Origin of the sequence: Hallella absiana, assembly GCF_025457485.1 — a bacterium.
Taxonomy (GTDB): domain Bacteria; phylum Bacteroidota; class Bacteroidia; order Bacteroidales; family Bacteroidaceae; genus Prevotella; species Prevotella absiana.
This window is the reverse complement of sequence record NZ_JAMXSP010000006.1, coordinates 132,109-147,009: the sequence shown is the minus strand read 5'-3', so window position 1 is coordinate 147,009 and position 14,901 is coordinate 132,109. Positions and strand designations below refer to the sequence as shown.

11 protein-coding genes are annotated in these 14,901 nt (G+C 55.5%); 5 read left to right on the top strand and 6 right to left on the bottom strand.

All coding sequences use genetic code 11. The annotated features are described in order from the left end of the window. The 5 genes from rpsR to NG346_RS04790 all read left to right on the top strand — a co-directional run bounded on the left by rpsR (position 1) and on the right by NG346_RS04790 (position 5,959). The gene (gene rpsR, locus NG346_RS04810; RefSeq protein ID WP_154534950.1) at positions 1-273 is read left to right on the top strand and encodes a 30S ribosomal protein S18; all 273 of its coding nucleotides are present in this window, start codon (positions 1-3) and stop codon (positions 271-273) included. A gap of 19 nt (positions 274-292) precedes the next feature. After that, a complete protein-coding gene (gene rplI, locus NG346_RS04805; protein WP_262279252.1) occupies positions 293-838 on the top strand; it encodes a 50S ribosomal protein L9 in 546 nt (181 codons plus the stop codon). Between the two features lie 312 nt (positions 839-1,150). Further along, complete coding sequence (gene fabD, locus NG346_RS04800; RefSeq protein WP_262288407.1) at positions 1,151-2,038, top strand: ACP S-malonyltransferase; 888 nt, start codon at positions 1,151-1,153, stop codon at positions 2,036-2,038. 31 nt (positions 2,039-2,069) lie between these two features. Next, a complete protein-coding gene (locus tag NG346_RS04795) occupies positions 2,070-4,220 on the top strand; it encodes an alpha-amylase family glycosyl hydrolase (RefSeq protein ID WP_262279250.1) in 2,151 nt (716 codons plus the stop codon). A gap of 260 nt (positions 4,221-4,480) precedes the next feature. Further along, positions 4,481-5,959, top strand: coding sequence for an L-fucose/L-arabinose isomerase family protein (locus tag NG346_RS04790; RefSeq protein WP_262279249.1), 1,479 nt, complete (start codon positions 4,481-4,483; stop codon positions 5,957-5,959). A gap of 641 nt (positions 5,960-6,600) precedes the next feature. Here NG346_RS04790 and NG346_RS04785 read toward each other — a convergent pair. From NG346_RS04785 to NG346_RS04760, 6 genes are all read right to left on the bottom strand, one after another. After that, positions 6,601-7,749 carry a cytochrome d ubiquinol oxidase subunit II gene (locus NG346_RS04785; protein ID WP_262279248.1) on the bottom strand — a complete coding sequence of 383 codons (1,149 nt, stop codon included), beginning with the start codon at positions 7,747-7,749 and terminating at the stop codon, positions 6,601-6,603. A gap of 78 nt (positions 7,750-7,827) precedes the next feature. After that, positions 7,828-9,408, bottom strand: a complete 1,581-nt coding sequence (locus NG346_RS04780; protein WP_262279247.1) for a cytochrome ubiquinol oxidase subunit I — start codon at positions 9,406-9,408, stop codon at positions 7,828-7,830. Between the two features lie 21 nt (positions 9,409-9,429). Then, complete coding sequence (locus NG346_RS04775; RefSeq protein WP_262279246.1) at positions 9,430-9,651, bottom strand: DUF4492 domain-containing protein; 222 nt, start codon at positions 9,649-9,651, stop codon at positions 9,430-9,432. Between the two features lie 301 nt (positions 9,652-9,952). After that, entirely contained in the window at positions 9,953-10,405 is a 453-nt protein-coding gene (locus tag NG346_RS04770) for an acyl-CoA thioesterase (RefSeq protein WP_262279245.1), read from the bottom strand. A gap of 10 nt (positions 10,406-10,415) precedes the next feature. Then, positions 10,416-12,899: a S9 family peptidase gene (locus tag NG346_RS04765; RefSeq protein ID WP_262279244.1), complete on the bottom strand. Its 2,484-nt coding sequence runs from the start codon at positions 12,897-12,899 to the stop codon at positions 10,416-10,418. Positions 12,900-13,061: 162 nt separating this feature from the next. Further along, a complete protein-coding gene (locus tag NG346_RS04760) occupies positions 13,062-14,852 on the bottom strand; it encodes a calcineurin-like phosphoesterase family protein (RefSeq protein WP_262279243.1) in 1,791 nt (596 codons plus the stop codon). Positions 14,853-14,901 lie beyond the last annotated feature (49 nt).

Genomic DNA, 14,901 nt, shown 5'->3' with positions numbered 1-14,901 from the left:
ATGGCAGAGCAGAAGAAATCAGAAATCCGTTATTTGAACGCCCCTTCTATCGACACAAAGAAGAAGAAGTACTGCCGTTTCAAGAAGAGTGGCATTAAGTATATCGACTACAAGGACCCCGAGTTCTTGAAGAAGTTCCTCAACGAGCAGGGCAAGATCCTTCCTCGCCGCATCACCGGTACTTCTCTGAAGTATCAGCGTCGTGTGGCTCAGGCCGTGAAGCGTGCACGCCAGATCGCGCTGCTGCCTTATGTAACCGATTTGATGAAGTAATTAAGGAGGAGCAGAAGATATGGAAATCATACTGAAAGAAGATATTATCGGACTTGGATACAAGAACGATATCGTAAAGGTTAAGGACGGCTATGGCCGTAACTATCTGATCCCGACAGGCAAAGGCGTCATCGCATCTGCAAGTGCCCGCAAGCAGCTCGCCGAGAACCTCAAGCAGCAGTCTGCTAAGCTCGCCGCTCTGAAGGCTGAGGCTGAGAAGCGTGCTGAGGCTCTGAAGGATGTTCAGCTCGTTATCACTGCCAAGGTTGCCGCTACCGGTCACCTCTATGGCTCTGTCGGTGCTGCTAAGGTTGCTGAAGAGCTCGCTAAGCTCGGCATCGAGATCGACCGCAAGATCATCACCATGCGTGAGGCTCGCAAGGTCGGTGACTTCGAGGCTACCGTTCACTTCCACAAGGAGGTTGAGGTCAAGGTGCCCGTGAAGGTCGTCGCTGAGAACCAGCCCGTTGCTCCCGCTGAGGAGGCAACAAAGGAGGAGGCTCCTAAGGCTGAGGAAGCTCCTGCCGCTGAGGCTGCTGAGGAGCAGGCTCCTGCTGCTGAGTAATCAACAGCTACACTTGGCTTGAAGTAATTTTTGCACTGTAAAGCATATTATATCGATCCCCGCCGCATCCACTTGCGGTGGGGATCTTTTTTATCATGCCATCCCAAAGGCTGATATACAGTAGCAGTGCCCCCGCAAAACTATAAATACGGTTAAGCACCCTCACTTTTTGAGCGCTGAAGTTCACAGTCTTACTTTTTTTATGTAAATTTGCATATTACAGTAGAAACCGCCGTGAGTGGATAGTCTTTCGGCCGGGTTTCGTGCTGGAGATCATAACGTATCATTAATAAAGAATATACACTTAAGAAGATGAAAGCATTTGTTTTTCCCGGACAGGGTTCACAGTTCGTAGGCATGGGCAAGGACCTCTACGACAACAACGCATTGGCTAAGAAGCTCTTTGATCAGGCCGACGAGATCCTCGGCTTCAAGATCACCGACGTGATGTTTGCCGGTACAGACGAGCAGCTCAAGGAGACCAAGGTCACACAGCCTGCCGTCTTCCTCCACAGCGTCATCTCGGCACTGTGCCTCGGCGACGACTTCAAGCCCGCCATGGTCGCCGGTCACTCTCTCGGCGAGTTCTCTGCTCTCGTGGCTGCCGGCGCACTGAGTTTTGAGGACGGCCTTCGCCTCGTTGCTGCCCGTGCCAATGCCATGCAGAAAGCCTGCGAGGCCAACCCCGGCACGATGGCTGCCATCATCGCGCTCCCCGACGAGAAGGTGGAGGAGATCTGCGCTGAGGTCAGCAAGGAAGGCCACACTGTGGTGGCTGCCAACTACAACTGCCCGGGCCAGCTCGTCATCTCCGGCGACAAGGACGGCATCCTTGAGGCTTGCGACAAGCTGAAGGCTGCCGGTGCCAAGCGTGCCCTGCCGTTGAAGGTCGGTGGCGCTTTCCACTCTCCTCTCATGCAGCCCGCCAAGGAAGAGCTGCAGGCTGCCATCGAGAAGACACAGTTCGCAAAGCCGGTATGCCCCGTCTATCAGAATGTAGACGCCATGCCGCACACTGATCCTGAGGAGATCAAGCAGAACCTCATCGCTCAGCTCACCAGCTCGGTGCGCTGGACCAAGTCTGTGCAGAACATGATCGCTGACGGCGCTGACGAGTTTGTAGAGTGCGGACCGGGCAAGGCTCTGCGCGGAATGATCGGCCGCATCGACAAGAATGTCAAGGCCACAGGCCTCGAATAAGCATCATTCAGTGTGAAACACCAATGATTGGATGAAGAGAAAGATCATCATTTACCAAGTCTTTACCCGTCTCTTTGGCAACCGCAACACGACCCGCGTTCCCAACGGCACGCTGCGCGTCAACGGGACGGGAAAGATGAGTGACTTCGACGCGGAACGGCTGCGCCGCATCCACGACATGGGCTTCACCCATGTGTGGTATACGGGTGTCATCCGCCACGCCACCGCTACCGACTACAGCAAGCATGGCATACCGCGACAGCATCCCTCCGTGGTGAAGGGTGTGGCGGGATCGCCCTATGCTATCACAGACTACTACGACATCGATCCGGATCTGGCTGACGACATCGACCGGCGCATGGACGAGTTCCAACAGCTCGTCGACCGCACCCATCAGGCAGGCATGAAGGTCATCATCGACTTCGTGCCTAACCATGTGGCACGAGAGTATCACTCGATCATGAAGCCGGACGGCGTGCGCGACCTCGGCGAGGACGACGACAAGGGCAAGCACTTCTCGCCCACCAACAACTTCTACTACTGTCCCGGTCAGCCTTTCGTCTCGCCGGTGCAGCCCAAGGAGGGTGAGGAACCTTATGTCGAAAATCCAGCCAAGTGCACCGGCAACGACCGCTTCGACAATTGTCCGGGGCGCAACGACTGGTACGAGACGGTGAAACTCAACTATGGCATCGACTACTGCGACGCTGGTGGACGCAGCTATCACTTCGATCCGGTGCCCAACACGTGGGTGAAGATGACCGACATCCTGCTCTACTGGGCATCAAAAGACATCGACGGCTTCCGCTGCGACATGGCGGAGATGGTGCCGGCGGCTTTCTGGGCATACGCCACGCGCATCGTCAAGGAGCGCTATCCGCGCATCGTCTTCATCGGCGAGGTCTACGATACCAACCAGTATCGCACCTACATACAGTCGGGTTTTGACTATCTCTACGACAAGGTGGGCATGTACGACTGTCTGCGCGACATCATCTGCGACCGCCGTCCGGCAAGCAGCATCACCTATTACTGGCAGCATGTCGACGACATCCGGCAGCACATGCTCTACTTTCTTGAGAACCACGACGAGCAGCGCATCGCCAGCGACTTCTTCTGTGGCAGTGGGGCAAAGGCCATACCGGCCGTCATCGTCGCCGCGCTGATGGGCAACAACCCGTTTATGGTCTACGCCGGACAGGAGTTCGGCGAGCGCGGCATGGACGCCGAAGGATTCTCCGGACGCGACGGCCGCACGACGATCTTCGATTATTGGTGTGTCGACACCATCCGCCGCGGCTATTTCGACCGCCGTCATCTCACGCAGGACGAGATGCACCTGCAGCTGAAATACCAGCAGATCCTGCATATCGCCAACCGCGAGGCTGCCGTGCGCGAGGGTGAGTTCTTCGATCTGATGTATGTCAACCCGCAGACGTGGAAGTTCAATCCCCGTCATGAGTATGCTTTCCTGCGTAAGTTCGAGGATGAGGTGCTGCTCGTGGTGGCAAACTTCGGACCCGACCGCATCAACACCAGCGTGAACATCCCTGCCCACGCCTTCGACTTCCTCGGACTGCCCGAAAAGGAGGTCCGCGCCATCGACTTGCTTACCGGACAGGAGATGAATATCGAGTTGAAGAAAGACGGTGCCGTGGACATGGATCTCAGACCCTATACAGGACGTATCTATAAATTCAGTACCAAGATGGAAGAGACACCTTATCTGCTCAATGTGCACAACAAGGATGAGTTCCCGCCGGCACACACTGCCGAGCATCTGCTCAACCAGGTGATGATCCGCATGTTCGGTTGCGAGCGCTCGCGCAATGCGCATATCGAACGGAAGAAAAGCAAGATCAGCTATCACCTCGACCATAAGCCGTCGCGGCAGGAAGAGAAAGCCATCGGCGACAAGATGAACGAGCTCATCGAGGATGATCTCCCCGTGACCTACGAGGATGTGGACCGCAACCATGTGCCAGAGGGCATTAACCTCGACCGGTTGCCGGAAGACGCCTCGCAGACGATCCGTCTCGTGCGCATCGGCGACTTCGATGTCTGTCCGTGCATCGGCAAGCATGTGCGCTCTACCTCGCAGATAGGCCGCTTCGAGATCCTCGGTACCAACTGGGACGAGCAGTCCCATACCTTCCGCATCCGCTTCAAGGTGATACCTTAACGATACCCCCGACGATAAGGTGACACTACACCTTATTATATATATATAGGGCGTGCCCAGTGTGGGCACGCCCTTTTTGTGCTGTCTTATATGTCACAACCTATGTTATGTTTCGTTTCAAAAACTTTTTCTTTTGTATCAACTCTTTGTAGTTACAAAGAAAAAGTGTATCTTTGTCACCGTATTGCGAAAAGACATCGCGAAACAAGCAAATCAATAGCAACAACTAATAACACCAAAATCAACTAAGCAAAAAGATTATGCAAAGCAACAACATTCCTCAGGTGAAGCTCGGCATCATTGCCGTCAGCCGTGACTGTTTCCCTATCGCTCTTTCCACAAAGCGTCGCGAGAACATCGTGAAGGCTTATAAGGGCGAGATATATGACTGCCAGACAACAGTAGAGAACGAGCAGGACATGCTCAAAGCCATTAAAGAGGTACGTGAGGCAGGCTGCAACGCTCTCGTCGTGTTCCTTGGCAACTTCGGACCGGAGACGCCCGAGACGCTCATCGCCAAGAAGTTCGATGGCCCCTGCATGTTTGTCTCTGCCGCTGAGGGCGATGGCGACATGATCAACGGCCGTGGCGACGCTTATTGTGGTATGCTCAACTGCAGCTACAACCTTGCCATGCGTCACCTCAAGGGTTATATCCCCGCCTATCCTGTAGGTACTGCTGACGACATCGCCAAGATGATCGCCGACTTCGTGCCCGTGGCACGTGCCGTCATCGGCCTGAAGGGTTTGAAGATCATCACCTTCGGTCCGCGTCCTCAGGACTTCTTCGCCTGCAACGCTCCTATCAAGGGACTCTATGAGCTCGGTGTGGAGATCGAAGAAAACTCAGAGCTCGACCTGCTCGTGGCTTACAAGGCTCACGAGAACGACCCGCGCATCGACGATGTCTGCAAGGACATGGCTGCCGAGATGGGTGAGGGCAAGTACTATCCCGACCTCAGTCGCCGTATGGCACAGTTTGAGCTGACACTGCTCGACTGGGCTGAGCAGCACAAGGGATCACGCAAGTATGTGGCCTTCGCCGACAAGTGCTGGCCTGCCTTCCCAAGCCAGTTCGGCTTCGAGCCCTGCTATGTCAACTCACGCCTGGTGAGCCGTGGCATCCCCGTGGCCTGCGAGGTGGACATCTACGGCGCGCTCTCTGAGTATATCGGCATGTGCCTGAGCGACGACACCGTCACCCTGCTCGACATCAACAACTCGGTACCACAGTATATCTACGACGAGGACATCGTCGGCAAGTACAACTACAAGCTCACCGACACGTTCATGGGCTTCCACTGCGGCAACACGCCATCCTGCAAGATGTGCGCCGGTCGTGCCATCAAGTACCAGCTCATCCAGAACCGTCTGCTGGAGAACGGCGGCAAGCCTGACTTCACACGTGGCACGCTGGAAGGCGACATCGCTCCGGGTGAGATTACATTCTACCGCGTACAGTGCGACTCCGAGGGTGTGCTCCGCGCTTACATCGCTGAGGGTGAGGTGCTCAATGTGCCGACACGCTCCTTCGGTGGCATCGGTGTCTTCGCTATTCCGGAGATGGGCCGCTTCTATCGTCACGTGCTCATCGAGAAGCACTATCCTCACCATGGTGCCGTCGCCTTCGCTCACGTCGGCAAGCATCTCTTCAACTTCCTGAAGTACATGGGCGTCCAGGATGTGGCTTACAATCAGCCCAAGAGCCTGCCCTACCCGACCGAAAATCCGTTTGAGTAATCATCAAAACTAAGACGGAGCCTGCCAGCCAACGACATTCACCGACAGGAATTCCGACAAAATAGTAAAGAGGGTGTATCATAATTAAGTTTTATGGTGCATCCTCTTTTCTTTTACAATGATAGTCGTAAAATTAGGATTAGGCGGGGTCGAAGCTATGTTCTTGCGGGGGCGAAGCTATGTTCCCAATGTTGTAACGCTATAGAAAAAGATCGTTCGCTACGCAGGGAATGATTAAAATCTACGCAGCGAACCATCATTTGTAAGGCAGTAAAAACAAGCGTTGAAAATCTTGCTAAATTTCTGTATAAACGTTTGTTGCAATATCTTTGTCAAGACGTTGAGGAAAAAGGATAATTTGTTTGGGATTGTAATCAAGAAAGTGTATTCTTGCCATGTAATTCGTTTATACCCCAAAGATACTAAATTTTTGTGATATGACAAAGCCCCGGCTTGTGAAAGTCGAGGCTTTGTTTTAAAAAATAATACGAAAAAGAGGATGAACCAGAATTTTGATACACCCTCTTTTTATTGTACTTGTATGCTGTGTCTGCCATTGCATAAGTCGTCATCAATTACTTACAAGGCAGTAAAGACAACTCCATGTCAAGGGACTGCTAACGAAAGTCAAAGCTAAAAGGTCAGTAGGCCTCGCTTTCTTCGTCTTTCACCTCTTCGACGGTAAGCTTCTTATGATCCATGGCGTGCCAGCAATAGGCGATGTAAGCCAGGACGAAGGGGATGAGGAGTGAGACGTAGAACATAGTCTTGAGCGTGAACAGGCTGCTGCTACTGTTGACAATCGTCAGCGAACTCTGCAGGTCAGCGTTGGAGGGATAGTAGGCCGTCGTGTTCCATCCCGCGATGAGGAAGAGAACGAGGACAACAAGCACCGTGCCGATGCCGGCCGGCCAGATGCCACTCGCATAATCTGCCTTCAGCCACGTGCGGAGGATGCCGTAGAGCAGGGCTGCCACACCGATGAGGAGCACGATAGCCAACGGCCACAACGTCAGCAGGTTGCTGAGATATTTGCCCGATACCATGCTCACCACACCCGTACCGGCGTCGTAGGCATAGCCGTCCTTGACGAGCAGGCGTACGAAAAAGGCGAGGAAGAACACAAGGAAGGCGACCGTGTTGGGCAGCAGCTTGCGGCGGCAGCGCTCGCGCAGCGTCGGATCGTCGATGTTGTTGCGCATGTAGAGCAGGCCAAGGATGCGGGCCAGGAAGAGTACGGCCACGCCGAGCACGACGTTCCACGGGTCGAGAAGGGCGTCAAGGCCGCAGGAAGCGTTGGCCCAGTGACTGATGACGGGCTGCGAGAGTGCCGTGACATTGGCTTTGTCGACGATGAAGTTACTGCCGTCGAAGAAGGTGGCAACAGCTCCACCGAGGAGCAGCGGACCCACAATGCCGTTGATGATCAGGCACACTTGGAAGGTACGAGCTCCGAGGAAGTTGCCGAGCTTGTTTTGAAACTCGTAGCTGACAGCCTGGATGACAAACGAGAAGAGGATAATCATCCAAAGCCAATAGGCACCGCCGAAGCTCGTGCTATAGAACAGCGGGAAGGCGGCAAAGAAAGCTCCGCCGAAGGTGACAAGCGTGGTGAACGTAAACTCCCATTTGCGACCGGTGGAGTTGATGACCAGTCGGCGCTCGTCGGGCGTCTTGCCCAGTTCGAAGATGAGGGTATTGGCTCCCTGCACAAAAAGCAGGAAGACCAGCTGGGCTCCCAACAGCGAAATCAGGAACCACCAATAGTGCTGAAGAAATGTATATGACATGGTGCTTTGATTCTATGATTCTATGATTGTCGTGAACGATATTACTCTAAAAGTCTGTTTTGAAACTGGCTTGCGTCTTTACTCAAAGTTGTATTTCTTGATCTGCTTGCACAGAATGCTGATCTCCACGGCGAGCATGGTGGTGAAGAGGAAGAGGAAGACGAAGAACGTCGTGGCGATGCTTGCCGACGACACGCCCGACACGGCGGCGCCCACGGGCAACATGTCCTGGATGGTCCACGGCTGTCGGCCTACCTCAGCGACCACCCATCCGGCCTCACTGCCTATATAAGCCAGGGGCAGCATGACGATGGCGGCGATGAGCAGCCAACGCGGCTTGGTGATGTCGAGACGATAGATATAGTGGAGCACGACGAGGAAGAACAGGATAAACAGGCAGCCGATGCCCACCATCGCACGGAAGGCAAAGAAGCTGATCGGGATGTTAGGCACGAGACGGTGCACGTCGTTGATGTAGCCATAGCCGAAATACGGCATGTCGGCCTTGAGCTGCGGCAGGATCTTCTGCGCCTGAGCTTTGGCGGCGGCGGTGTCACCCTTGCCCGACTTGGCGGTGGTCATCAGCTGACGGTATTGTGCGAGATTGGCGATGGCACGGCGTCCGCGCATCATCTTCTCCTTGGCGGACGGCTCCTTGCTGCCGTCGGGACGTGTGAAACCACCCAAGAGATTGTTTACGCCGGGCACGTAGCCGTCGGCATGGTGTGTGGCGAGGATCGAGAGCATCTGCGGTACAGCGATGCGAAAGGGCGGCTCCACCTCATTTTCATAATCGGGCTGAGAGAACGGTCCAGGCAGTGCGACGACGCTGAGTCCCTGGTGTGTGCCACCATTGTAGAGGCCCTCCATGGCGGCGAGCTTCATGGGCTGAGTCTGAGCGACCATGTAAGCCGAGTTGTCGCCGGTGAAGGCACCGAGCAGCGTAGCGACGAGACCGACGATAGCTCCAATCTTGATGCTCTGCTTGGCCAGCTGCGTGTTGCGGTGCTTGAGCAGATACCAGGCACTCACGGCCACGGTGAAGGCGGCACCGATGATCCACGAGGTCGTCACGGTATGGCAGAACTTATCCACGGCGAAGGGCGAGAGAGCCACGTCAGCAAACGAGGTCATCTCGAAGCGCATGGTGTCGGGGTTGAACTCCTGACCGATGGGATATTGCATCCAGGCGTTGGCGACAAGAATCCACCAGGCCGAGATGGTGGCACCCAAGCCGGTGAGCCATGTCGAAGCAAGGTGGAAGCCGCGTGAGACTTTGTTCCAGCCAAAGAACATTACGGCCACGAAGGTGCTCTCCATAAAGAAGGCTACGATGCCCTCGATGGCGAGCGGTGCGCCAAAGATGTCGCCGACCATCCACGAATAGTTGCTCCAGTTGGTGCCGAACTCAAACTCCAGGATGATGCCGGTGGCCACGCCCATGGCGAAGTTCACGCCGAAGAGGCGTTGCCAGAAGCGTGCGGCTTCTTTCCAGAATGGTTTGCCCGTGCGGTAATAGCAGGTCTCCACGATGCCCATGATGAGTGCCAGACCCAGCGTGAGCGGTACGAAGAGCCAGTGGTAGATAGCTGTCAGGGCAAACTGCGCGCGCGCCCAGTCCACCGTGCCAGTAGAGATGTCTAATAGGAGGTTTGTCATTGTGCTGTTGTTATTTTATGGTTATTTTTTCAATATCTGTGAGGAGACGAACTCCGCCTCCTGTCCTTTCTGTGCGTGCTCATGGATGTAGTTGGGGAAGAAAAACAGTTTGAGCACGGCAAAGATGATGAACAGCTTGATGAGGATCACTGCCCACAGCGTGCGTCCGACGGTCATGCTTCGGAAGCCGTCGTAGTAGAGGTGCCATACCGAAGAGGCGATGTGTTTAAGTCGAGCCATCATCAGCGTTTCTGTTATTAGGAATGTTACTGATGGCAAATATACGATAAATATTTTAATGAGGCAAGAAAAAGGGGAGAAAAAAGAAACGGCCGGGCTACTGCATAGTAGCAGCATACCCAACCGTACAAATCTAATACAACGAGGAGAACACAAATGCTCTGCAAGATAGCAGGGGCGGCGCTACAAGAAAGCCGGGACTACGCTGCAAGAAAGCAATGAACGCGCTGCAAGAAAGCAGTGAACGCTCTACGTAGCAATGAGCCGCGCTGCTTGCAAAACAAAGAGCAGAGCGGGGTAAGCCTTATCTCAGCTTCTTTTCCTCGAAACGCTCGATGGCCTCCACCCAGTCGGGCCACATCTCCACGGCCTCGTTGGTTTGCAGGTCATAGGCCACCATGATCGTTTGTCCGACGCATTTGAGTTCCTTCGTGTCGGTGTCGATGAGTCGCTGGGCGAGCTGGAAGCTCTTGTGTCCGATGTGCGTGATGGCTGTCTCCACCGCGACATGGTCACCGATATGTACCTGCGAGAGGAAGTCAGCGTCGACGTGCACGGTGACGATGGCGTGGCGCTGATCGATCTTCGTGTTGGGGATGTTGGCAAAGTAGTCCATCTTTGCCATGTCGTAGTACTGGAAATAGAGCGTGTTGTTGATGTGTCCGAACTGGTCGGCATCGTTCCAACGCAACTGTATGGGGAGCGAGTGATGAAACACCACGCTCTCCTGTTCTTTTTCGTCTTTTGTCTCTTTCATAATGATTGTATTATTCCGGCACCTTATCATACATAGCCTTCCACCAGCTGTCGTCGTCCTGCAGCCACTTTGCAAACCAGGCGAAGATGGTGTTCTGCCATTTGATGCGCTTGTTGTAGTCTTGTATCCAGTGGTTCTCGCCTTCCACCTCTACGAGCGCGACGGGGCGGCCGAGGAGCTTCAGTGCTGTGTAGAGTGCGATGCTGTTGGCCGTGGGCACGTTGGTGTCGGCGGTGCCGTGGACGAGGAGCAGCGGCGTGTGGATCTTGTCAGCGTTGTAGAGCGGGCTGTGGTTGACATAGAGGTCACGGTCCGACCACGGGTAGCGGTTGGCCATGCTCACCTCGCTGTAGGAATAACCCCAGTAGCCTGATCCCCAGTACTGCGTGTGGTCGCTGATGCCGGCGTGCGAGACGGCAGCGGCAAAGAGGTCGGTCTTGGTCTGGAGATACTGCGTCATGAAACCACCGTACGACGCGCCAAGGCATCCGATCTTCTTGGCGTTGACAAAGCTATGGTCAGCACAGAACTTCTTCGTGCCCTCGATGATGTCCTCAGCCACGCCGTCGCCTGCCGTGTCGACATGGCGTGAGGCAAACTCCTGGCCGAAGCCTGCGGCACCGCTGGGCTCGATGACATAGACCACATAGCCTTTGGAGGCATAGAGCGGGAAAGGATAGTTGCCGCCAAAGTAGCGGCTCGTCGGTGAGCAACCGCCATAGTAGTAGACGATCATCGGGTATTTCTTCGTCGCGTCGAAATGAGGCGGCAGATAGTAGCGGCCATAGATGGTGTCGCCGCGCGAGCTCGTGAAGTTCCACGACTGACATGTGGGCAGGTCCACGTCGGCGAGCTTCGTCTGCTGGTTCTCCAAGAGCGTCGACTTGCCGTTGGCGGTGTTCATCGTGTAGAGGCGGTCGGCGTTCATGGCGCTCTGTCCGTTGTAGCAGAGCACGGGGGCGGTCTCAGCCATGTCGACACCGCCGACATAGTCCTCGGGCGTGGACAGCGTCTCTATCTTTCCGCTCTTCGGATCCATGCGGTAGAGACGGCGGTAGTCACGGTCGAGGGCGTTGAAGTATATCTTGCCGTCGTAGCGGTTCCACTGCACGGTCTCGATGCTCGGGTCGAAGTCCTTGGTCATCGGGCGCACCTTGCGTGTGGTGCAGTCGATGGTGTAGAGCTGATAGTCGTACATGCTCGGGATGCGGCCTTTCGGCAAGTTCTCGCCGATGCCGCCGAGAGCCTCCGGTGAGCCCTTCACGGCGATGGTGCGGGCGTCGGGCGAGAAGATGGCACTGGCGATGAAGCCGTCGCTGTCGACGAGGCACTCCGGCTGCATGGTGTTCAGGTCGAGGCGATAGACCGAGTTGACCGTTGTCGGTCGCTTGCTCAGACGGGCGCGCGACACCATATATAATATATAGCGGCCGTCGTGCGAGATGTCGCAGAGCGACACATCGTGGTATCCGAAGGTCAAAGGCTGGGCGTAGCCAGTTGATAAATCGTATTTCAGCAGTTGGTTGCGGTTGCGCCATCCGGGTTGCCGGTCGTCGGGCTGAATGATCTGGTGCACCTGACTGTCGTCCTTCGGTCCCTCCACTTCCTTCGAGATGATGAGATATTTGCCGTTGGGCGCCATCGTCCAGCTGCCCTCGGGGAGGTTGTCGGTGAGCACCTTCTCGGCTCCGGTGACGACATCGGCCTCGATGAGCTGGTTGCCCTTGACACCCTTGCGGGTGAAGAGATAGCTGTCCTTGCCGGGCATCCAGCGCAGGTTGCGGTCAGAGGAGCGCACGATGGTACCGCGGCGCAGGTCATAGATGGTGTAGAGCCAGGACGTGTTGTTGGCCGACGTGGTCTCGTACGACGTGGTGATGGCATAGCGTCCGTCGCTGCTGACCTGACTGCCATAGTAGTGCTTGCCGTTGAGGAAGTCAAGGAGCGTCAGTTCGCGTCGTCCGTTGTCGGAGGTAGAGAATAGCGCGTCGGCGTCGGTGTTGAGGCTCACCTGCAACGAGTCGTGGTCACCGGGATCGGTGAGATATTTGATGACGACGTCGTGGGTGGCGGGGATCAGCGTCAGCGATCCGTCGCTCTCCTTGCCGTCGACATAGAGCTTGTAGTGCTTCATCTTTCCCACTTTCAGCGTGCCCTTGGCATAGCGGCTGTTGGTGAGGGTGAACTGGAGCAGGTGGAGTGCCGTAGCGGTCTTGTCAGAGGGAGCGAAAGCGCCCTGGTATTCCTTGCCCTGGCGTGCCTTGGTCAGGTCGACGAACGTACCGAGCAAATTATCAGACTTGTAGCCCTTGCGGTCGATGCCGATGGTGTCGACCATTACGGGGCGTTGCAGGACAAAGGGACCGCTGTAGCGGAAATGAGTCACGGGGCGTGTGGCGGCCTGAATGGGTTGCAGGGCGCATAGGGCGAGCCCTATCAGCGCGGTGCTCTTACTCCACAGTGCTGTGGAAGCATGATGACAGATGTTCTTCATACATGATGTGGTTAAAACAAAATGATCTCTCAATTCAACTGCAAACTTACATAAAATCTATGAAATCCGTACAAGAATGTTGCAATATAATTATCTAAAACCGTTGTTTACTCAAAATGTCATCGCTATCTTTGCAAGGTAACAAGAGCTGCATCATTTCTTCTATTTCTTTTTGTAGTAGTGCGCATAGTTGAAGAAGGGCTCCGTGACTACATTCTTGCTCGACGCACGGTAGACATTGCCGTAGGGATCATGAGCGCGCACGGTAATCTCTGCTGTGGGCGACGAAGGCTCGTAGTAGTAGAGGTGGTTCATGATCAGATACTTATTGCTTTTTCCTACGAAATGATAGGGCACCGACACCGCGTAGCGATGGTGATAGCCCACGGCAAAGGCGTCCTGCCCCTCACCGCTGAGCCGCTTCATCGGATGCTCCACCCCATTCTCTATGGCATAGACCTTCCACCGCGAGTCGGCGTTGAAGACGTTGGCCACGATCACGCCTTTGCCGCGCGGCAGACTCCAGTCGGCGGCATACGACTCACCGTTGAAGTCCGTGTCAGCGCGGAAGAGCGCCATCTGCGTCATGCGGTTCCACAGTGTGCCTTTATAATAGTCGGTGTAGATCGCCGTACCTTGGAAGCCGTAGACATAGTAGCCGTTGGGCGTGCCGCAGATGTTGACGTTTGACTGCCAGATGTTTCCGCAGGCTGCCGCATGGCAATGCTCCAGGAGATGACGACCGTGGTAGTCCATTTCATGGTTCAGCGCAAAGTGGGTGTGACCGCAGAAGAGCTCGTATCCACCTTTGAACGTGTCGAGCAGCGCGAGAATCTCGGCGAGACGCGACGACGTGAAGTGTCCCTCTTCCGTGGCGATGCCCACGGGCTCGGCACCTTTCTTAGGTCGTGTGCCCATGGTGAGGGGAATGTGATAGCAGAGCACCACCTTCTTCTGTTTGTCCGCCAATGCCAGATCCTGCCTGAGCCACGCCATCTGCCGGTCGGTGAGCTCGCCGGGCTGCCAATAGATGCTGCCGCGATAGAAGTGGCAGTCGTTGAAGCACACATAGTGCTCGTCGCCACGGTCAAACGAGTAGTCGGTGGGTCCCCAGGCCTCTTCCCATTTGCGCTTATAGAGGTCTTTGCCGTCCTGGTCGTGGTTGCCGATGACCGAGAATAGCCTCATACGCGAGGCACCGAGCGTCTTGCGGATCTTCGTCTCCAGCGTAGCGTTGAAGCCGCCATAGTATTGCACGTCGTCGCCCATGCTCAGTCCGTAGACGGGCAGGTCGGCGGGCAAAGCCTTCAACGTCTGACGCACGTCGGTCATCGTCTCTTTGGAGAAGCGGGCCACATCGGTGATCTTCACGGGATTGTCGTTCGGCCCCGTATAATAAGGACTATAGGCGTTGGTCACCTGCGGGTCGCCGAAGACGAGCATGGCATAGCGGCTTTCCTTGCCCGCAGGCAGCGGTTTCAGCCGGAAGTCATAGACCGAGTCGGTCGGCGTGATACGCTGATAGATGCATGCCGTGTGGTCCTTGTGGCTGTGCGTGGGCACCTCGGCCCAGTCAGGAACGGTGTAGAAGACGAAGTGCGCGGCGGCTTGGCGACGCAAGGCATAGTGGCCGAGCGAGTCGGTCTTCACGCATTCGATGCCGTCGCTGACCGTCACCGCGGCTGCTGGCGTGCCATCGGTGCGCCGCAGCGTGCCTTGTATCATCGTTGAGGGTTTGGGTGTGGGTTTCAGCAGATGAGGCTTGAGGGCACGGCGCATGGTGTCGCGCACCGTGTCGGCATGGTGCTTGACAGCCGAGATCTGGTGTTTGGGCTGGTCAGCGGGGTCGTCGGACTGATGCCAGGCGGTGACCACAGCGGCCACGACCACGAGGGTAGCAATGAGCGCTGCCAGGGTGAGCAATAGTGTATGTTGTTTCTCTTTCTTATCCATTGTGAAGCCTTTCAACCGACAAAGTTACATAATAATAACGACTTTTTGT